We start from the raw sequence: 21,122 nt of genomic DNA on the forward strand, positions 1-21,122 counted from the left end.
CTTCTTCCTGTATATTTGTTCAGTAAGTGAAATGTTGTTATCTTCACTATAATACAAAAGTCTCTATAAATAAAATACGAATTTTTTTAGTATTTTCATAAGATTAACTTATGTTTAACTCTGTTAGAAAAAATATTGTTTTTGATATAAATGACATATAATTTTCGCCAAAAACAAATACAATATACAACGATTTTCCCCTATTTTTGTTATCGGTTGACTATCATTTTCAATTACACTACAATGCTTAGTGTGAGGTGATGACATGAAAATTCCTTCTTTTAAATATAACGAAAAGGGATTGAACCGCTTTTTCGGTCCTTTAGAAGGAAGGATTATGGAGATCCTTTATCAAGGTGAGGATATGCCGATTAAAGAGGTACAGCAGAAGCTGTTAGATGAGAAGCCAATTAATTTCAACACGGTCATGACGGTACTCAATCGATTAACCGAAAAAGGAATTGTGGAAAAGAAAACAAAAGGGCGTTCATCTATCTATAACCCTGTTTTAACAAAAGAAGAATTTCTAAATGAGCAAACGAAATGGATTACTCAAGGACTGATGGATGATTTCGGCCCCCTTGCAGTCAATCATATGGTGGACGCAATTGAAAGTGCTGATCCTGAATTACTGAAGGTACTCGAAGCAAGGCTTGCATCCAAAAAAGAGGAGAAACGACATGATTAAAATGAAGTCGAGTCTGCTGTTTTTAGGCGGTATATTGATTGGCTTAGTGATCTTTTACCAGATGGGCTATTATGTACTCTCAAGCTTTTTTGGCTGGAATCAAGCATATAACCTGATCCATGTATGTCAATCTGTTCTCGAATTTTATGGATTCACTCCTTTAAAGTATTTTCTGGATGCGTTCGTCTTGTATACGCTTGGTTTTGCCGTTTTCTATATGACAAAGCAGGTCAGAAAGTATCTTCATTTCAAAAGAAATATGATGATGGCAGTCGATCAACATGCAACGCAAAGTCTATCAGACAATTATAGAAATGAGATCATTGTGTTTCATTGCCATGAACCGCTTGCTTTCGCAATGGGGATGCTTCGGCCAAAAGTGTATCTCTCAACAGCGCTTATAGACATGCTGGATGAAGGGGAAATCGATGCTGTTGTCTATCACGAATTACATCACAAATACAGCTACGATCCTTTAAAGACTTTCGCTTTCTCTATGCTCACAAAAGTGATTTGGTACATTCCTGTGTTAAAGCATATGAGACAAAGTTACTCCGTTTTTCGTGAAGTCATTGCAGATGACTATGCCATTCAGCAGACAGGGACTGAGCTTGGAGTAGGGCAAGCCCTTTTGAAACTCATTAAAAATAGAACCCAGTTTCAAAAACAAACGAAATTTGCCGTGTCCTTTGGAGATCGAGCATTGAATTTAAGAATCCAAAAAATCTTAAACCCAACATACAACATACCGTTCAATGTGCCACTTATCCCAATTGTGACATCAACCATCCTCATGCTGGTCTTAATGATTATGCTCAACTTAAATTACTAATTTTTTTTACGAATGAACATTACATGATGTAGTGTAAAAATGGGAGGAAATCACTATATGAAAACAAATCAAGAAATAGGAACACTTTTTGTACGCGTCATCTTAGGCATTATTTTCTTTTTACATGGGCTTCAAGCATATCAAGGTGGACTAGGAGGTACTGCTGCATTTTTTGGTCAAATTGGTGTCCCAGAATTTATGGCCTATATTGTCAAAACAATTGAACTGGTTGGTGGAATTGCCCTGATTCTAGGTTTAGGCACACGTCTTTTCGCAGCTTTATTTGTGCCAATTATGGCTGTAGCCATTATCACAGTTGGTTTTGCAAGAGGATTTGTGGGCGGTTATGAATTTGAACTTTCTTTAATGGTCATGGCGCTTTACTTGACACTTAGTGGCAGCAAGATGCTATCGATTGATGGATTGTTAAAACAACAGCAGCAAAGCAATGAAGCAAAATTTCATTAAATAACAAAAAACTCCTTCTGCGATTTGTAGCAGAGGAGTTTTTTTATGGTCAAAAGGTCGTTTTATCATTAAAAAAGGAAAAGTGAAGAGGGGTTTTGATGATGACAGCCCTTTATTTCACATATTGAATGAGCAAAAAAGCAATTTCATTTTTTGACGGAACATACGATCTCCTATTAAAATAGGGGTAACTAAGAAACATGGTGCGTTAAAAGATATAGAAACCAGACGGCATGCTGCTGTTCATCTTGAGCAATACGCTTCATTAATTCCTTTGTTCCTTGATCACGGACATAGTCTGATACCGTTAAGTAAAAATCGACTGTTTTTTGTTCGTCTTTAAAGGCAAATAAGAGACCTTCCCTAAATTGGTCTGGACAAGGCTCTGTTATGCTTGGTTTGTGGTTTTTACCAGTCAAAGAATAGTATAGCTTTGTAAATAGCTGATAATGTCTGACTTCATCCTGACGTATTTCTTGAATGATTTTTTTCGCTTCAGGATTTTTTGCTTTTTGTGCAAGTTTTTCATAGCATTGGATCGCAGAATATTCGCCATTGATGGCCTTTTCAAGGTCTGCAATGATCCTTGTGTTTTGGCGCATGTCATATGGCGAGTAGTCATAATAACCGTAATACATGATATTGCCAGCCTCCTTTTAGATCATGATGGTTTATGATATGAAAAGAGTCGGGAAAGGTGCCTATTTTCTTTTCAATCGGAGGAGAAAGGGAAGGTGATAGGAAAATAGCTATTTACCTTTATTTTCGCTAGAATATGAGTACATAAGAAAGGTGTTGTGGAATGTGGAGATTCAGTTTTTAGCAGGCAGATCGGGGAGTGGAAAAACGACTGCAATTCTAGAAGAAATCAAAGAACAACTTCGGCTTGATCCGCTGGGTCCGCCAATCATTTTTTTAGTCCCGGATCAAATGACATTTTTAATGGAATATGAGCTTGCAAAAACGTCTGAAGCTGGTGGAATGATCAGGGCCAAAGTCTTTAGTTTTACTCGGCTTGCCTGGTCTATATTACAGCAGACTGGCGGTGCGAACCGTCAATTTGTCACAAGCACAGGGATCCAAATGCTCTTAAGAAAAGTAATAGAAGAACAGAAAGACAAGTTTAAGGTATTCAAAAAGGCGAGTGATAAACCGGGATTTGTTGAGCAAATAGAAAAGACGATGGCTGAATTCAAAAGGTACTGTATGATGCCGGAGGATATTGAAAAAATCTCGGCATCCAGCATGCATTCAGAGTATACAGAAGAAAGACGTGCGGCGGAAAAATTGCATGATCTTCATGTTCTTTATCAGCAGATGGAGCAGCATCTGCAAGATGAGTATGTGCACTCAGAGGATTACTTGACACTTCTGACTCAGCAAATTCCTTTATCAGAAGAATTGAGAGGGGCACACATTTATATAGATGGTTTTTATCAGTTTACCCCCCAGCAGCTTCTTGTCATTGAACAGCTTTTGCTACATGCCGAAAAAATAACAGCTGCATTCACAGTGGATCGTTCCTATCATGACACGCAGCCAAATGAACTTGATTTATTTCGCATGACAGGTAAGACATATTCCCAGCTTTATCAGCTGGCCAAAGAGTGCGGAGCGGCTATTTCTGAGAACATTTTGGAGAGAAATAAGCGGCATCTTCATACCCCAGATCTAGCTTATTTAGAAAATCAATATGAACAGAGACCTTTGCAGCCGTATCAAGAAGAAACGCCTCACCTTACCATATCGAAAAGTGCAAATAAACGAGCTGAAATTGAGGGAGTAGCGAGAGATATTCTTGATTTAGTAAGAGGGGAAGGTCTTAGGTTACGAGACATCTCAATTGTTGCAAGACATGTAGACGACTATAAAGATACGTTAAAAGAGGTGTTTCGAGATTATGATATTCCTTTCTTTATTGATGGAAATGAATCGATGCAGTATCATCCGCTCATTGAGTTCATTCGTTCGAGCCTCGATGTCATAAAAGGGAACTGGCGGTATGAGGCGGTGTTTCGCTGTGTGAAAACGGAGTTCTTATTTCCGCTTGAACTCGCCAAAAACAAAGCGAGAGAACAGGCGGATCAGCTTGAAAACTATTGTATTGCTTACGGTGTAAAAGGTGAACGCTGGACGAATGGTTCACGATTTCATTATCGCCGCTTCCAATCACTAGATGAAGATTTTGGACAAACCGATCAAGAAATAGAAATGGAGCAAATGCTGAATGATGTAAAAGAATGGATTGTTCCGCCTCTCTTTCAATTGCAAAAAAGATTGAAAAAAGCGCAAAAGCTAAGAGACATGGTGGAGGCAGTGTATGTCTTTCTAGAAGAAGCCCAAGTGCCAGAAAAGCTTGAAAAGGCAAGGCTTGAGGCAGAAGAAGCAGGCAGGTTAGCTGAAGCGATGCAGCATGGGCAAGTGTGGGATGCTGTCATTCAATTGATGGATGAATTTGTTGAAATGCTGGGCGAGGAGGAGCTCTCATTTCCATTATTTCAACAGATGATGGATACAGGACTGTCCTCTCTCAAGTTTGCTTTGATTCCCCCTTCACTTGATCAAGTGTTTATCGGAAGTATGGATTTATCCAGAATGTATCAAGTAAAGTGTACGTTTGTCATTGGAGTAAATGATGGAGTTATACCTGCACGGCCCTCTGATGAAAGTGTATTGTCTGAAGACGACCGGGAATGGTTAAAACGGGCAGGAGCAGAGCTGGCAGAGACAGGGAAGGAACGGCTGCTGGATGAACAATTTTTGATATATCAAGCGCTGTCCAGTCCATCGCACTACCTGTATTTATCCTATTCAGCTTCAGATACGGAAGGGCGGTCTCTTTTGCCTTCGACCCTCATCAAGTATTGTGAGGAACTGATGCCAAACCATCAGCAAGCCCTCTATGTGTTAGATCCAGAGCAGTTGGATGATCAGGAGCAATTAAAATTTGTAACAAACGAGCATGTCTCATTATCCTATACCGTTTCGCAGCTGCAACAATGGCTCAATCAATATCCGATCAGCGGCGTATGGTGGAGTGTATATAATCATTTGATGACCTCGTCAAACCGCGACGTATCAAAAAAAATCATGTCCAGCTTGTTCTTTACCAATAGAGCGAAGCGTTTAAAGCCGAATGTCACAAAAGAACTTTACGGTGACCATATTCAGGGCAGTGTTTCAAGAATGGAGAAATTCAATGCATGTGCATTTTCTCATTTTGCTTCCCACGGGCTAAAACTAAAAGATCGACAATTTTACAAATTAGAAGCACCTGATATCGGTCAGCTCTTTCACTCGGCTTTAAAACTGATTTCAGATACGCTTGTTGAACAAAAAAAGGATTGGAAAAACTTAACGAAGGAAGATTGTGTGACCTACTCAAGGCATGCAATTGAACAGCTGGCTCCACGTCTGCAAAAAGAAATTTTATTAAGCTCTAATCGGCATGCTTATATAAAAGAAAAGCTTCAAAAAATCCTCATCAGGGTGTCTTCTATATTAAGCGAACATGCAAAAGTGAGCGGATTCTCTCCGGTTGGACTTGAGTTAGGTTTTGGAGGTCAAGGACCTCTGCCGCCGTTTACTTTTCAATTAAAAAATGGCTGCACGATGGAGCTTGTTGGAAGGATTGACCGAGTGGATAAAGCAGAAGGGTCAAAAGGACTTCTATTAAGAATTGTCGACTATAAGTCCAGTGAGAAGGGGCTTGATCTAGCAGAAGTTTACTACGGTTTAGCCTTGCAAATGCTCACTTATTTAGACCTAACCATTACGTATTCTAAAGAATGGCTTGGCATGGAGGCGACACCGGCAGGAATTTTATACTTCCATATTCATGACCCGCTGATTCAAGCCCCTATTCCGCTCGCAGAGGATGCAATTGAGCAGGAAATATTGAAGAAATTTAAAATGAAGGGTCTATTGCTCGAAGATGTGGAAGCAGTGAAGTTGATGGATCAAACACTCGAATCAGGAAGATCACAAGTCATCCAAGCTGGTTTGAAAAAGGATGGTTCTTTCCGATCTGACTCTGCGGTATTAAGTGAATATCATTTTCACATTCTCACAAAACACGTTCGGCGAACCTTTGAAGAGGCAGGAGAAAGAATTACAAGCGGTGAGGTAGAGATAAACCCATATAAATTAAAGGATCAAACCCCTTGCCGCTTTTGTTCCTTTAAGTCTATTTGCCAATTTGATGAATCAATAGAAGATAATGAATTTAGGGTGCTCACCTCTGAGAAGGATGATGTCATGTTAGACCGGATCAAAAAAGAAGGGGATCAGTATGCAAATACCAAAACCGAATAACAGTACTTGGACAGATGACCAATGGAACGCCATCGTTTCAGAAGGACAAGATATTCTTGTTGCTGCGGCGGCAGGGTCAGGGAAAACAGCGGTCTTGGTTGAACGGCTCATTCGAAAAATGACTCGGCCGGAGCAGCCAGTTGATGTGGATAGGCTGCTCGTAGTGACTTTTACCAATGCTTCAGCAGCAGAAATGAAGCATCGGATCACTGAAGCACTTGAAAAAGAACTATCTAAAAACCCTGGATCCCTTCATATGCGGAGACAGCTGTCACTTATGAATCGTGCCAATATTTCTACCTTGCACTCCTTTTGTTTGCAAGTTCTGCGCACTTTTTATTATGAGATTGACCTTGATCCAGGTTTTCGTTTGGCTGATCAAACAGAAGGAGAATTACTAGGAGATGAAGTGTTAGATGAACTGTTTGAGGATGAGTATAAGGCTGGAAAGCCGTCATTCTTTGAACTCGTTGATCGTTACACATCTGATCGGCATGATTTAGATCTTCAATGGCTTGTCAAAAGAATTTATGAGTTTTCTAGATCACATCCAGCGCCCGAACAATGGATGCGGGCATTCCTTTCTCTTTATGATGTGGATACACAGACAAAGGTAGAAGAATTACCCTTTTATCCATATATCAAAGAGGACCTTTCTCTCGTTTTAAGAAGCTGCCAGGAACTGCTGGAACAAGCGCTCGCTTTATCAAAAGAGCCGGGCGGTCCAGCACCGAGAGCAGAGAATTTTATAGATGATTTAGAGCAAGTAAATGAATTAATAAGGCATCAAGATGATTTTGGAACACTTTATGAGCTTTTGCCAAATATCAATTTTAAAAGATTAAAGACTTGCAAAGGGGATGACTATGACCCAGCTCTGTTAGAAAAAGCAACAGATGCACGCAATCAAGCCAAAAAACAATTAGAAAAGCTAAAAGATGAATACTTTATGCGCAGTCCCGATCAGCATTTAAAAAGCTTGGCTGAAATGAAGCCAGTTGTAGAAACACTTGTAGAGCTTGTGATTCAATATGGAGAGCGTTTCGAAAGAGCCAAACAAGAAAAATCAATCGTAGACTTTTCGGATCTAGAACATTATTGTTTGCGCATTTTAGCGAAGCAGGACGCAGAAGGAAATCTCATTGAAACAGAAGCGGCTAAATACTATCAACAGCAATTTGAAGAAGTACTCGTGGATGAATACCAGGATACAAATCTTGTCCAAGAAACGATTTTAAAGCTTGTGTCTAAAGGGAAACAACCGGCAGAAGGCAATCGCTTTATGGTTGGTGATGTGAAGCAGTCCATTTATCGCTTTAGACTTGCAGAGCCGATGCTCTTTTTAAATAAATATAAACAATTTAAAGCAGATAACAAAGAAACAGGTAAAAGAATTGATCTAAATAAAAACTTCCGTAGCCGGGCTGATGTTTTAGACAGTACCAACTTTCTGTTCAAACAGCTGATGGGAGAAACAGTTGGAGAAATTGAATATGACGAACAAGCTGAATTAAAGCTTGGAGCGAGTTATCCGCAAAGCGAAGACACGACGACAGAAATGCTTCTTGTTCATTTAGATCAGCACGACACAGAAAGCGATGAAGAACGAGAAGAGCTAGAGACGGTACAATTTGAGGCGAGAGTGATTGCAAAGAAAATAAAAGAATTGGTAGAACAGCCTTTTCAAGTGTACGATGCAAAACAGCAGCTGACCCGCAACTTGCAGTATCGAGACATTGTGATCTTGCTTCGCTCAATGCCGTGGGCTCCGCAAATGATGGAAGAGTTGAAGAAGCAGGGAATCCCTGTTTATGCGAATCTTTCCTCAGGCTATTTCGAAGCGACAGAGGTATCTGTCATTCTTTCTTTGTTAAAAGTGATTGATAATCCATATCAAGATATTCCGCTCGCTGCTGTTTTAAGGTCACCTCTTGTTCATTTAGACGAAAATGAGATGGCACTGATTAGAACCAGTGATAAAAAAGGCACTTATTATGACGCTGTGAAGGCATTTATGAGTGTGACACACTCTGATCATCCGACATGCAGAAAGCTGGAGCGATTCTTCCTTCAATTACGCAAATGGCGTGATTTTTCGATTCAGCATTCGGTAGCAGAACTGATTTGGGAAGTGTACCGAGATACACAATATCTAGATTATGTCGGCGGGATGCCAGGAGGTAAGCAAAGACAGGCAAACCTTCGGGCTTTATATGATCGAGCGAAACAGTATGAAAAGGCTGCATTTAGAGGACTGTTTCGATTTCTTCGATTTATTGAAAGAATGCAAGAGCGTGGAGATGATCTTGGAGCGGCAAAAACGTTCAGTGAAACAGAGGATGTTGTCCGCATGATGACCATTCATAGCAGTAAAGGACTCGAATTCCCTGTTGTATTTACTGCAGGACTTGGCAGGAACTTTAACATGATGGATTTAAACCAGTCCTACTTGCTTGATAAAGAATTAGGTTTTGGCAGCAAATATATTCATCCTGAGCTGAGAATTAGTTATGCAACATTACCGCTGATCGCGATGAAAAAAAAGATGAGAAAAGAACTATTATCTGAAGAACTGAGGGTTCTATATGTGGCGCTCACAAGGGCAAAGGAAAAATTATTTTTAGTCGGCTCTGTCAAAAATCAAGTGAAAGCTTTAAGCAAGTGGCAAAATGCCGCAAACGGAGACGACTGGCTCCTCCCTGATTTTGAACGATATCAAGCGAGAACATACTTAGATTTTATTGGCCCTGCTCTTATCCGTCATCAAGCGATGTCTTCTCTTTTAGAAGAATCGAGAGAAGTCGTTCTCTTGCATCCATCATCATTTTCTATCACCTTTCATCAAGCGTCCGATCTTCTACAAGAAGACATGTCACTTGAAAAACAAAAACAAGACGAAGTGGTACAAGCATTAATGGAAGGTGTGCCTGTTCAAGGATATGGCGATTACGAGGAGGAAGTAAAAGAAAGACTTTCATGGCGTTATCCATATTTAGCGGCCTCCCAAGTAGGGACAAAGCAGTCAGTTTCAGAGATCAAAAGAATGAAAGAAATACAGGATGAATACAGTGTGCCTTCTTCCATTCGAAAAGCTCATGCGACACTGTACGAACGACCGACTTTTATGAAGAAAAAAACACTCACAGCTGCAGAACAAGGGACGGCCATGCATACAGTCATGCAGCATATCCCTCTTCCTTCAAATGAACCATATGATGAATCTCGTGTAGAAGAGCTGCTCCATTCTTTAAAAGAGAAAGACTTACTAACAGATGAACAAATTCAGTCCATCAATCGAGAAGGAATTGTGGCCTTCTTTTCTACTGCTATTGGTCAAAAACTGCAGAAAGCGGACTGGGTGAAACGAGAAGTATCGTTTAGTATGGTTTTACCGGTTAAAGAGGTATACAGTCATATTGATACAGAAGGTGAACCTGTGCTCATTCAAGGAATGATTGATTGTTTATTTGAAGCAGATGGCAAGCTCTATTTACTTGATTATAAAACAGATCGAGTGACTGGCAGATTCTCAGGTGGATTAGAGGAAGCTGAAGCGATGTTAAAAAAACGCTATGAAACGCAAATATCGTTGTATTCAGCAGCGGTAGAACGTTTAACAAACAGAACATTAGAGGAGAAAATCCTTTATTTCTTTGATGGAAATCTAGAAATTTCTTTATAGGTGGAATGAATGAGAGGTGAATCACATGAGGATTCTGCATACAGCGGATTGGCATCTAGGGAAAACCCTTGAAGGCCGAAGCCGGCTTGAGGAGCAAGCTGAGTTTTTAGATGAATTAAATCACATCGTCAAGGATGAACACATTGATGTCATTGTGATGGCAGGCGATGCCTTTGATACAGTGAACCCTCCTGCTCGCGCAGAACAGCTTTTTTATGAAAGTTTGTCTGCATTATCTGATAAAGGAAAGCGTCAGGTGGTTGTGATCTCTGGCAACCATGATAACCCAGACCGTTTATCAGCCGCATCTCCTTTAACGAATGAGCAGGGGATTCATTTAATTGGATATCCGACAAATGATTTAATTCATGTCGATGTTTCTTCTGCAAGTGAACGTCTATCTATTGCAGCACTCGCTTACCCGTCTGAAGCAAGGCTAAACGAGGTGCTGGCTGAAACATTTGAAGAGAAACTGCTTCGTGATCAGTACAATTTAAAAATACAACAAATGTTTCAACATTTAAGCAGCCAATTTCAGGCGGATACGGTCAATATCGCAACAAGTCATATTTATGTGGCAGGTGGCAGTCAAACGGATTCGGAAAGGCCGATTGAAGTGGGAGGCGCATATACCGTTGCGGCCGAAAGTCTGCCTGAGGCGGCTTGTTATGTCGCATTGGGGCATTTGCATCGCCCCCAAACCATTAAACGTGCCAAGACGATTGCCCGCTATTCTGGATCTCCACTTGCATACAGCTTTTCTGAAGCAGGCTACGCCAAATCAGTCACCATTGTGGATGCAAAACCGAATGAAACAGCAAGCTGGAAAGAAGTGTTTTTATCAAGCGGTAAACCACTTATGAAGTGGAAGGCGACTGAAGGGCTGAGCCAAGTACACAGTTGGCTGGATGAAAAGCGGGATCTTCAAGCCTGGATTGATTTAGAGATTCACTTAACAGATCAGCTGTCGATCGAACAAATTCATCAGCTTAGAAAACAGCATAGTGGATTTGTCCATATTAGGCCAAAGTTTAAAGAATTACAGCAAAAAGAAGAACAAAAACAAGTGGAAAAGCTCTCGATTGAAGAGCGGTTCGTGAAATTTTATGAGCGTCAGACAGGTGGAGGTCTACCTGATGAAAAGACCGTCAAGCTATTTTTAGAGCTTGCCAATGACATGCAAGAGGAGGAAGCGAATTGAAGCCGATCACGTTAACCATTAAAGGACTTCATAGCTTCAGAGAAGAGCAAACCATTGACTTTAGCTCCTTATGTGATGCAGGTGTGTTTGGTATTTTTGGACCGACTGGAAGCGGAAAATCGTCCATATTAGATGCCATGACACTCGCACTCTATGGCAAGGTCGAACGTGCACTCAATAATACGCATGGTATTTTGAACCAAGCTGAAGAAAAGCTGTCTGTCTCCTTTACGTTCGCTTTGCAAAGGGAACACCATATTTCTTATAAAGTGGAACGTGCCTTTAAACGGGCAGATGAAATGAAGGTTAGAACGACGTTATGCCGATTGATTGAAATTGGTGATACGCAGACAGTTCTTGCAGATAAAGCAAGTGAGGTCAATCGTAAAATAGAAGAATTACTTGGTTTAACCATTGACGATTTTACGAGAGCGGTTGTTTTACCCCAAGGAAAGTTTGCGGAATTCCTTTCATTGAAAGGAGCCGACAGACGCCAAATGCTGCAGCGTTTGTTTAATTTAGAGAAATATGGTGATCAGCTCGTCAAACGTTTACGCGCAAAAGCTCAAAATCACTATGGACAGAAAAACGAACTGCTGGCTGAACTGACTGGATTAGGAGAAGCTGGTCCAGAGGCATTAGCGAAAGCTAAAGAAGCAGCTGCGCAGGCGCAAGCTATTTTTCATGAGAAAAAACAAACACGGGACGAAGCGTTCACTGCTTTTACAAAAGCGCAAGCCATCTGGCAGTATCAAAAGGAACAAGAAGCGTACGAGAAGGAACAAAACAACCTTAATATACTGGCATCCACGATGGAAGAGAAAAAGAATCAACTTCACATTGCAGAGCAGGCAGAGACATTAAAGCCTTATGCGGATGCATTAACAAAGGCTGAAAAGCAGCTCTCTCAAGCATCAAAAGAGAAGCAGGAAGCAGAAAAACATTTACTTCATCAACGAACGATCTATGATCAAATGACGCAGGAGTATGAGCAAACGCGGCAAAAGAAAATGGAAAATGAGCCAGAGCTTCTTCAAAAGAAAGAGCAGCTTATTCAATTAAAAGAAATTGAACGAAAAAAAGAAACAGCTCTTCAGGAAAAGGCCGTGCTAGAGCAGCAAAACAATGAAAAAGCGCAGCAATTGACTCAAAAAAAAGCGGAAGCCGAAAACGTGCAATCTTTATTAGAGCGTGCGCTTGCGAAACAAACACAGTTGAAGCATGAGCTGGAACAATTACAAGTCTCTGTCAAAGAGCGGAAACTTGTACAAGACGCACTTCGTTTCAGTGAAAATGTTCAAAGAATGAATGTGAGCATTCAAAAGGAAGAACAAAAGATTCAGGAGCTAAGACAGCGTTCAGCACAGGCGACACAATCGTATGAAAAGCTTCAAAAACAGCAAAAAGATCATCATGAAAAAATAAATCAATCGTTTCAAGCGATAGAGCAATTGTATTTTTATGTATGTGAATTTGAACGAGGTCTTACAGAATGGAGTCATAAAGAGCAGGACAAAAAACAAGAAAAATTAAAACAGCGTGATGTTGTCAGATCGGCAGAATTAAGAAAAGAATTAGCGGCAGAGCTAGTAGACGGTGAACCATGTCCTGTTTGTGGATCGATTCATCATGATCCAAAGGCTGTGATAGACAATGACCATGAAGAAACGGTTGCCCAAATTGATGAATGGATTGTAAAAATGGATAAAGAGCTCAAGCTGGCAGAGGAATATGCTAGAGACATGTTTGCTGCAAAGCAGCTGCTTGAAACGCATGCCAATCAATTAGTTAAACAGTTCTCCTTTTTATCTCAAAAAGCCCCCGATTCGGAAGTAGCTGCAGCAGTAGAAGCAGTACAGAATCCGCAGTCTTTGCACCAGCTGATTCAAGAATGGAAAGGCGTAAAACAAGATATTCAAGCAATCGAAAGCAAACGAGCTCGTTTAATGGACGTCACTTATGATCAAGCGGCAGAAATGAGCAAAGTAAAAGACCAACTGACATTTGAGCAGCAGCGCATACAAGAACTAGACATGCTGATCAAGGAGCTTCGATCTGAGCTTTCCGAACAACTGACGCAATTTGAACAAACCTTTCCTCACCTGACAATCAACCAAGTGCAGGAAATGCAGCAACAAATTGATGAAAAGGATCAACAAGCGGAAGGTTATCAAGAGCGTATTGAGAAGAGTATTTCTTTTCTAGAGGAAAAACAGCAGGCAAAAGAGCATCTGCAAACAGCTATATACGATCTAGAGAAGGAACTCGATAAGCTGGCGCATCAGCTGGGAAGCCAGCAACACCTGATCGATCAATATGAAACAGATTTACAGCGATATCCTTTAAAAGCCGCTTCTCTTTCTGATGAACTGGACGAAGTTCAACAATCTCTTGTTCATCTAAATGAAAAAGAACAGCAATCGTACGAGCAATTTAAGCATGCACAGCAATTATTTAGTGAGGCGCAAAGCCATTTCTCAAGCAGTGAACGTCAGCTCCAAGAGGCGAAGCGGCGAAAACAAGAAGCTGAGAAAGCGTGGCAAAAAGAAACAGCATCTACTCCTTTTGATCATCCTCAGGAGATAGCACCTGCTTTAATGGATCGATCTGTACGTCTTACAGTCAAACAGGAAATTGAAGAATTTGAGGATAAAAGAAAGCAATGTGCAGCAAACTTAAAGCGAATTTCTGAACTGTTAAAAGGTGAGTCGCTGGATGAAGACGAGTGGACAGACATTCAACTAAAAAAAGAAGCGGCAGAAAAAGCGCTTGAAGAAGCGACAGCGCTGAGTGGATCTGCACAGGAGCATCTGCGAGTGATTGAAGCAAACCATCAGCGCTTTGCAAGCATTCATGAACGCCTTGAAGAACTGCAGCAAGAAATTGACCGGCTGGATAAGCTTCAAACGGTGTTTAAAGGGAATACATTTGTTGAGTTCCTAGCAGAAGAACAGCTAGAAAGTGTCAGCCGTGATGCTTCTCATCGTCTTGGGATTTTGACAAGACAAAGGTATGCCATTGAAGTCGATTCAGAGGGCGGTTTTGTGATGCGGGATGATGCCAATGGAGGTGTCAGACGTCCGGTATCCAGCTTGTCTGGGGGAGAAACTTTCCTGACGTCTTTAGCACTTGCCCTTGCTCTGTCTGCACAAATTCAGCTGAGAGGTGAGTTCCCGCTGCAATTCTTCTTCTTAGATGAAGGATTTGGTACACTCGATCAAGACTTGTTAGATACGGTGATTACAGCATTAGAGAAGCTACAATCTCAAAATTTGGCTGTTGGTGTGATCAGCCATGTGGAAGAATTAAAGATGAGACTGCCTAAGAAACTGATTGTCCACCCAGCAGATCCAAGTGGGAAAGGAACAACAGTCTCGATGGAATTAATGTAAAGTGAGGTGATCTCAGGATGGCAAAGCAAACGATTGGATTATGCGAGCTGTGCGGAAGACAAGAGGTCGTCCTTACAGAACATCACTTAACGCCAAGAGAAGAAGGAGGGACCTTTCTACCGACTGCCTTCCTGTGTATCCCTTGCCATAAACAGGTACATGCTCTTTATACAAACCAGGAGCTTGCCGCACGTTTGAATACGCTGGATGCCCTAAGACAAGATGAAAAGCTTGTTCCGTACATCAAATGGATTAGAAAGCAGCCGGCAAGCAAGCTGGTCAAGACAAAGAAATCAAGACAACGCAGAAAGAAATAAGCATAAAAAAGCGCTCCTCTAAATGAACTGAGTGTAGAGGAGCCGCTTTATGCATTGCCTACCATATTCTGATCATTTAAGTCAGGATCCACATAGTTGGTGGCGCTAATGCCATTATTTAAAATCAAGAAATCTCCGGTATTCCCCGCTCCAGAGCCTAAAGCAGATTTTGAAGAACTTTTAGGCGAAAGATAAAATGAGTCACCGACGTTTACGACGCCCCCAGAAATCGAGTTAATGTAAATGGGTCCGACAATTGCTGGCATAATCGACATCCTTTATTCGAAGTCATATCACCATCATATGCGCAGGTAGGTCCAATTGTGAGTTTGGCGGATGTTCGTCATTGTTGCTAAATAACTCTCGAATATGCTTCACTCGCGCAACGGCATTTATTCCGCATGTAGAGCCAATTTGATAGATAGAGGAGGAAGAGACCCCTTCTACATGAATGGACGACACTTTAATGAGAGGCTTTTCATGATAAAAGGCCGTTCTAACCGCTCGTTCTGGCAGCATCAATGGGATCGGCTCATAATACACTTCAAATTCTTTTGCATCTAGGTTTTCAGCTTCATTTCCATAAAATAAACTAATGGTTCTCTGAACAGCTAACACCTTTACGTTCGGACATAGCTCTTGTGTATCACCAATTTGAACAACACTTGCAATCCCGACAGAATTCACCTTCGAGAACTTCACTTGAGATGTGCGCTTAATCATTATCGAGGGGCTAGAGGAACAAACGGGCCAATAATTAATGATTCTGGCGGTGTATCGAAAATCGATGACAGTTGTACATGGTCCGTGTCCCCGATAATAAATAGGGAAGAGGACGATACCCCAACTACTTTAATGCTTCCAGTTTCGATGTTGCGGTTGACGACTGTGAAATTCATCCGTTTTCCTCTCCTTTCGTTTCATTTGGAATATGGGCTAAAAAGTGCTCGATTGCCCGTTTGACATCATGTTTCACGTATTCAGCAATTTGCTCGGAACGTTGAAGCGGGGTCATATCTTCCCTTTGTGGCAGCTGCCCCGCATAATATTTGATTCTGCTGTCTATTTGTTTTCGAATGTCCTCAATGATATGGTGTTTGTTGCTTTCATCAAGCGAGCCTTCGTATCGCTGCTCTAGTTCTTCAAGAAGCTGCGGTGCTTCTTCATTTAAGAATGCATCGACAAGCTGGCGTGTTTGATTGAAAAATTGATCAGCCATTTCTTGCTGCATCATTCCAATTCCCGGGGTTGTTGTTTGGCCCACTTCAAAATTTTGAACACTATTTGGATCAGATGGATTGAGGCCGATATTTAATGTGCCTTCCAGCCGCTCGATTTTCAGTTGATCAAATTGATAATCAATCCGTTCAATCGTTGTTGTCGGTTTATCTTTGATCATTTGCATTTCCTGCTGAAGCTCGTTAAGCCTTTTTTCAAGCATCATGATTTGCTGTGTTTGCTTTTGAATGATGCCATACATTTGTGAAGCGCTGTTTTGATAGTCATACATATGCATACACCTCCGGGGATTGCAGATGAACTTATGTTGTTGGTGACTGAAGCGGTACAAAAGGTGCCGTGCTTGCGCCTTGAGACTCTTCAATTCCTTGTGTGCCTGCTGCGGCAGGTGCTGACTCTACATAGCTTCCAGTGTTATACAGATTGGAGAGTGCCTTGATTGATCCAGCACTGCCGATTTGCAGAACGGATGAGTTACTCACAGACTCCACACGTAAGTAATTAATTTGTATCGCTTGATTAATATAGAAGTTCAATGGATTCTCACTCCTTACAAGTTACCAACAAGCGGTTGATCAATGACATCACTATCATACGTATTTGTCACACTTTTATAGTTGCTAATGCGTAATTGATCACCAGTGTTAAAACTGCCTGCGCCGGCAAACGTTTTAACCTGACTATTTGGAGAAATGGTGATGCAGTCTCCAACATGAACGACTCCGCTCGTTCCGACGGCATTTACTTTAAAGGCTCCAACAATAGCCGGCATAGCGGTGCACATCCTTTAGAAAAATAGGGCACTTCGTTTTTGGGCGTTTCACCATAGCTTATGATGGGTCTTTTAATATGTGATTGTCTTTTTGAAGAACTTTGATGAGAGGAATGAAGTGTATGGTTTACCCTTTATTCGAGCATTCTTTAGAGGTGGTTTTGATGCCTTTATTTAAGAGTGTGTCAAGCTCTTGACTGCACCTGATGGTTTCTTCGGCATTCATTCCGAATTTTTTTGCGGTCTCAATCAAATGTAATCTTTTTTGTTCAATTTCATAATTGATCATAACGGACGCCAACTCTCACATTTTTTATCAAATAGAAGGATATGGTTAGTATACCCTATTTTTCTATAAAAAAAGCTCTTTCGTCAATATGAGAACTAAAGTGACAAAATTCGAAAGTGTCTTTACAGGCGCGATGTCTCTTTTTTAATCTCAGTTTGTAAATAACGTCGTCTTTTGTTGATATACTGTCGGATTAATTCTCGCTCTGAACGCAGCATGTCTTGTCGGTTTTTCGTATATGGATCATCTCCAATTCGCTGCTCAATCGAAGCATGCCATGACTCAATGATGGGGAGAAGCCGTTTTTCTAAAAAATGTGTATCTAGTACGTGCTGGAAAAGGGCATAATAGTCTCTTTTAAATGCAGGGATGTCTAGCAATCTAGCGGTTAATGTATTGAAACCGCTGACTGGAATATAATCAAACGCCATTTCTTCTCCGTGAATATCACGACCCCAAGTCGCATCATAATCCCAAGGCATTACTTGAAACCTTCCTTGATCATTCACATAAAGCGCATAGTTATGAACAAAGCCATCAAAATTTTGGGTACACACGACACCAATGAGCCAGCGGAAATATTGTGTTACATCAAGGTACTGCTCAATCTTATTTGCAAACGTGTCGTCCCTTGCGGTGTTCAAAAAGTAAATAAATTCACTCAGCTGCTTGTCGTGTTCAGGAGTTCCCGTTTTTTTCTCATAACCGAGAAGAAGATGTTTTTTTGGCTTTTTATCAAATGAACTTAAAAGAGAGAAATTGGCGTCATCATCTACAGCATAATAAATGCCGCCTCCATGCAGCTGTCGTTTTTGGAGGAACAGCTCATCTACAGATTCTATTTTTAAATAAATGCCTTCTTTTCTTCCATTAATAGTAAGAAACACATGAGAAGCGGTCGGGCTGAACACACCCATTTGTTCAAAGAAATAAAAAGACAGCCTGTTGCGAATGAAAGAAGGATCATTGTACTCTGCATTTAAGTGAAAAAGGGATTCGCCCTGTCTTTGCTTTGGTTTTCGATATTCAATTTGATAGGATTTTTTCTTGAGCTTTCGGATGTGTGATCCTCGGTATGAGGCATAAATATGTGACTTGGTTTGGCCGGTTTTCAGAATGGCCTCGACGGGTTCATCGTTCCATATGTCCTTTTTTAATTCCATGAGATCTTTTGGATGAATCCAGATATCCAGTTGTTTTAAAGGTTCTGTGTCCATGCGTTCATCACCCTCCTATATCTCTTCCACTATATGAAAATGAAGGAATGTCCTGTACCTGCTGGTAGGTATTCATGGAGTTTTCTAAGAAAGAGGCATTCGCCAAGAACACTTGTCTACCGAGTCTCGTAACATAAAGCAGAGAAGATAAACAGCTTTGTCTGTTTGTTTTGTCAGAGCACAGTTTGGGAGGGGAATTGTTCGTGAGCACATTTGATCATTCGCATATTGAACATGCAGTTGATTCACTTCGAAGTGAGGGGCGTGATCAACACTTAGATCGTGAACCAGAATCGGGACATTCGCACAAATCATCTCGTTCTCGTCATTCAAATCGCCGTCACTGGTTCTTTGGTGGAGGAGGCTGCCGTAAGTCACATCGCAGCAAAAAAAGCCATAAAAGCTATCGTTCTAAAAAAAGCTATCGCTCTAAAAAAAGTCGCTGCTCAAAGAAAAGTGTAAAGAGCGAGAAACCATGCAAAAGCAAAAAGTCGTATAGAAGCAAGAAATCATGCAAAAGCAAAAAGTCGTATAAAAGCAAAAAGTCATACCGCAGTAAAAAGAGTAAACCAAAAAAATCATGCCGCAGCAAATACAGATCTCATAAGAAAAGCTGCCGCAAATCACATCGCAGCCATCGATCTAAACGTTCTCATCACCATAAACGAAGTCACTCTTGCCGAAGATGCGGAAAGAAAAAACATCATTCCCGCCATCAAGGAAATGTTGATCGTAAATGGGATCAAGGGAATATGTGGGAGTATCGACGCTACCGCTAAATGTCAGGTCTTCATTTTTGAAACCCTTTTTAAAAGAGAGTATGATAAAAAAGGGTTTTTTTTATTTCGTAGAGAAATAAAAATGAGACATCATAATGTATTGAAATGAAGATTGTGAGGGGAAGACATGAAGTTTTTTACAGGTGAGATACATAACAGATTGTTTATCGGGGTCGTCATTGATGATGAATGGGTGATGGACGTCAAAAAGGCAGAAGCAAAACTATTTGAGCTAGAAACATTGCCAAACTCTTTATTTGAATGCATCAACATGGGGGACAAGTTTGTCGAACACGTCAAACAGCTTCTTGATTGGGCGGAGAAAAAAGAAGAAGACCGCGGCTCTTATGTCTATCCGCTTTCGGACGTGACACTCCATGCACCGATTCCAAAACCAACGAAAAACATCATGTGTGTTGGGAAAAACTATCAAGATCACGTCATGGAAATGGGAAGTGCGGCAGATATTCCTAAAGACGTGATGATCTTTACAAAGGCGCCTACCTCTGTTGTAGGGCAGGAAGCGGACATTCTTCTCCATGAAGATGTGACAAGTGAATTGGATTACGAAGGGGAGCTTGCCATTGTCATTGGCAAAACAGGAAAGAATATTGCTCCTGAAGAGGTCCACGATTACATTTTCGGTTACACCATTTTAAATGATATAACGGCAAGAGATTTGCAGAAAAAACACAAACAATTTTTCATCGGAAAAAGCTTAGATACAACTTGTCCAATGGGACCTTATATCGTTCACAAGTCAGTGATCGAGGATCATGGAGCACTCCATGTGGAAACAAAGGTAAACGGAGAGGTTCGTCAGTCTGCCAGTACGGAATTAATGATCTTCCCAATTGAAGACATTGTGTCAACTCTTTCAAAAGGGATGACGCTGGAAGCGGGAGACATCATTGCAACAGGTACACCTTCTGGAGTCGGCAAAGGTTTTGAACCGCCAAAATTTTTAGCCTCAGGCGATCAGGTTGAAGTAACAATTGAACCAATTGGGACGTTATCAAATCGCGTCAAATAAAGGCGTGTTGACACAGGATTGTCGCTTTGTGTTCGACTTATTTCGTGGTACGATGAGAAGATAATTGTTCTGATAAAGGGGGAAATCACAAATGGGAACACATTTACATATTACAGCGTGGGTGCTAGGTATTATTTTATTTTTCGTTGCCTTTGCATTAGCAGGTAAAAACGATAAAGGCGCTAAAATTGTGCATATGATCGTACGCCTATTTTACTTGATTATTATTGCAACGGGTGTAGAGCTGTATGTTCGCACAGGAATGAAAATCCCGGGTTACGGGGGCGAGTATGTTGGAAAAATGATACTTGGTATTCTTGTGATTGGTTTCATGGAAATGGTCCTTGTACGCAAGAAAAAAGGAAAATCGGTGACGGGTGTATTCATTGGTTTTATTGTGGTTGCTATTGTGACCATTCTTCTCGGCTTACGTCTGCCGATCGGTTTCCATATCTTTTAAGATAAAAAGAGCATTGCTTATTAGAGTCTGCTTTTGTATTTTTAATTTTGTTACTTAACTACTAAAAATAGTGTTTTCTATGGAAAGTTAACATTTATTGTTTTACAATTTCTGAGTTGAAGATAAAGGAAAGAGAATAAGAGGAGCGATGTAGAATGAATCCAGTATTTATGATGTTAAGTGGAATATCTTTTTTGTTAGGTGTTTTTTTATTATTTTTAAATAAGGTTTTTACAGCTATTCTTGAATCAGTTTATGGTGTTGGTATTAAAACAATCGAAGAATATGGACTTTCAAACTATGCAATTGTCTGTTTTGTTTTAGGTATATTGTTTTTATCGGTGTTTTTATTTGGTAAATTTTCAAAAAAACAATAAATTACCCATATTTTATGGTATAATTGGGTTTGTTTAAATCTAATTATAGGGTGTGTAATTGA

20 protein-coding genes are annotated in these 21,122 nt (G+C 40.6%); 11 read left to right on the top strand and 9 right to left on the bottom strand.

Going from position 1 to position 21,122, the window contains the following annotated elements; translation table 11 throughout:
- The first annotated feature begins 265 nt into the window (after positions 1 to 265).
- Genes MKY11_RS05235 through MKY11_RS05245 form a run of 3 tightly spaced genes read left to right on the top strand, consistent with a single transcriptional unit; the run spans position 266 to position 1,988 of the window.
- Positions 266 to 688: a BlaI/MecI/CopY family transcriptional regulator gene (locus tag MKY11_RS05235; RefSeq protein ID WP_251210850.1), complete on the top strand. Its 423-nt coding sequence runs from the start codon at positions 266 to 268 to the stop codon at positions 686 to 688.
- Positions 681 to 1,520: a M56 family metallopeptidase gene (locus tag MKY11_RS05240; RefSeq protein WP_058337506.1), complete on the top strand. Its 840-nt coding sequence runs from the start codon at positions 681 to 683 to the stop codon at positions 1,518 to 1,520. Before MKY11_RS05235 ends, MKY11_RS05240 begins: the two co-directional genes overlap by 8 nt.
- A gap of 57 nt (positions 1,521 to 1,577) precedes the next feature.
- Positions 1,578 to 1,988, top strand: coding sequence for a DoxX family protein (locus MKY11_RS05245; protein WP_008348626.1), 411 nt, complete (start codon positions 1,578 to 1,580; stop codon positions 1,986 to 1,988).
- Positions 1,989 to 2,179: 191 nt separating this feature from the next.
- On the opposite strand, the gene MKY11_RS05250 is transcribed toward MKY11_RS05245, so the two are convergent.
- A complete protein-coding gene (locus tag MKY11_RS05250) occupies positions 2,180 to 2,626 on the bottom strand; it encodes a ferritin-like domain-containing protein (RefSeq protein ID WP_007499129.1) in 447 nt (148 codons plus the stop codon).
- 166 nt (positions 2,627 to 2,792) lie between these two features.
- Between MKY11_RS05250 and addB the strand changes: the two genes are divergently transcribed.
- From addB to MKY11_RS05275, 5 genes are read left to right on the top strand one after another with little or no spacing between them, the layout of a single operon-like run.
- Entirely contained in the window at positions 2,793 to 6,302 is a 3,510-nt protein-coding gene (gene addB, locus MKY11_RS05255) for a helicase-exonuclease AddAB subunit AddB (protein ID WP_342501911.1), read from the top strand.
- Positions 6,280 to 9,984: a helicase-exonuclease AddAB subunit AddA gene (gene addA / locus MKY11_RS05260; protein WP_342501912.1), complete on the top strand. Its 3,705-nt coding sequence runs from the start codon at positions 6,280 to 6,282 to the stop codon at positions 9,982 to 9,984. Before addB ends, addA begins: the two co-directional genes overlap by 23 nt.
- Positions 9,985 to 10,009: 25 nt before the next feature.
- Complete coding sequence (sbcD, locus tag MKY11_RS05265; RefSeq protein WP_056705134.1) at positions 10,010 to 11,185, top strand: exonuclease subunit SbcD; 1,176 nt, start codon at positions 10,010 to 10,012, stop codon at positions 11,183 to 11,185.
- The gene (sbcC, locus tag MKY11_RS05270) at positions 11,182 to 14,577 is read left to right on the top strand and encodes an exonuclease subunit SbcC (protein WP_342501913.1); all 3,396 of its coding nucleotides are present in this window, start codon (positions 11,182 to 11,184) and stop codon (positions 14,575 to 14,577) included. The genes sbcD and sbcC overlap by 4 nt, the downstream gene beginning before the upstream one ends.
- A gap of 17 nt (positions 14,578 to 14,594) precedes the next feature.
- Positions 14,595 to 14,894, top strand: a complete 300-nt coding sequence (locus tag MKY11_RS05275; RefSeq protein ID WP_217816402.1) for an HNH endonuclease — start codon at positions 14,595 to 14,597, stop codon at positions 14,892 to 14,894.
- Between the two features lie 47 nt (positions 14,895 to 14,941).
- On the opposite strand, the gene MKY11_RS05280 is transcribed toward MKY11_RS05275, so the two are convergent.
- The 8 genes from MKY11_RS05280 to MKY11_RS05315 form a co-directional block, all read right to left on the bottom strand.
- Positions 14,942 to 15,160: a spore germination protein gene (locus MKY11_RS05280; RefSeq protein WP_003211468.1), complete on the bottom strand. Its 219-nt coding sequence runs from the start codon at positions 15,158 to 15,160 to the stop codon at positions 14,942 to 14,944.
- A gap of 22 nt (positions 15,161 to 15,182) precedes the next feature.
- Positions 15,183 to 15,617, bottom strand: coding sequence for a spore germination protein GerPE (locus MKY11_RS05285; RefSeq protein ID WP_008348609.1), 435 nt, complete (start codon positions 15,615 to 15,617; stop codon positions 15,183 to 15,185).
- Entirely contained in the window at positions 15,617 to 15,793 is a 177-nt protein-coding gene (locus tag MKY11_RS05290) for a germination protein GerPD (RefSeq protein ID WP_003210893.1), read from the bottom strand. Before MKY11_RS05290 ends, MKY11_RS05285 begins: the two co-directional genes overlap by 1 nt.
- Complete coding sequence (locus tag MKY11_RS05295) at positions 15,790 to 16,404, bottom strand: spore germination protein GerPC (RefSeq protein ID WP_008348607.1); 615 nt, start codon at positions 16,402 to 16,404, stop codon at positions 15,790 to 15,792. Before MKY11_RS05295 ends, MKY11_RS05290 begins: the two co-directional genes overlap by 4 nt.
- 31 nt (positions 16,405 to 16,435) lie before the next feature.
- A complete protein-coding gene (locus MKY11_RS05300) occupies positions 16,436 to 16,669 on the bottom strand; it encodes a spore germination protein GerPB (protein ID WP_035392485.1) in 234 nt (77 codons plus the stop codon).
- Between the two features lie 14 nt (positions 16,670 to 16,683).
- Complete coding sequence (locus MKY11_RS05305) at positions 16,684 to 16,905, bottom strand: spore germination protein (protein WP_003211745.1); 222 nt, start codon at positions 16,903 to 16,905, stop codon at positions 16,684 to 16,686.
- 127 nt (positions 16,906 to 17,032) lie between these two features.
- Positions 17,033 to 17,194 (bottom strand): aspartyl-phosphate phosphatase Spo0E family protein, encoded by a 162-nt coding sequence (locus MKY11_RS05310; protein WP_008348605.1) that lies wholly within the window; start codon positions 17,192 to 17,194, stop codon positions 17,033 to 17,035.
- A gap of 122 nt (positions 17,195 to 17,316) precedes the next feature.
- Complete coding sequence (locus MKY11_RS05315; protein ID WP_277519199.1) at positions 17,317 to 18,411, bottom strand: CotH kinase family protein; 1,095 nt, start codon at positions 18,409 to 18,411, stop codon at positions 17,317 to 17,319.
- A 906-nt stretch (positions 18,412 to 19,317) separates the two neighbouring features.
- On the opposite strand from MKY11_RS05315, the gene MKY11_RS05320 reads away from it, so the two are divergent.
- From MKY11_RS05320 to MKY11_RS05330, 3 genes are all read left to right on the top strand, one after another.
- Positions 19,318 to 20,223 carry a fumarylacetoacetate hydrolase family protein gene (locus tag MKY11_RS05320; RefSeq protein WP_342501914.1) on the top strand — a complete coding sequence of 302 codons (906 nt, stop codon included), beginning with the start codon at positions 19,318 to 19,320 and terminating at the stop codon, positions 20,221 to 20,223.
- Positions 20,224 to 20,314: 91 nt separating this feature from the next.
- A complete protein-coding gene (locus MKY11_RS05325; protein ID WP_007499115.1) occupies positions 20,315 to 20,683 on the top strand; it encodes a YisL family protein in 369 nt (122 codons plus the stop codon).
- A 155-nt stretch (positions 20,684 to 20,838) separates the two neighbouring features.
- On the top strand, positions 20,839 to 21,060 hold the full coding sequence (locus MKY11_RS05330; RefSeq protein ID WP_341015589.1) for a hypothetical protein: 222 nt from the start codon (positions 20,839 to 20,841) through the stop codon (positions 21,058 to 21,060).
- The last annotated feature ends 62 nt before the right edge of the window (positions 21,061 to 21,122 follow it).

The sequence above is a fragment of the Bacillus sp. FSL W7-1085 genome (assembly GCF_038595035.1).
Classification (GTDB): Bacteria; Bacillota; Bacilli; order Bacillales; family Bacillaceae; genus Bacillus; species Bacillus altitudinis.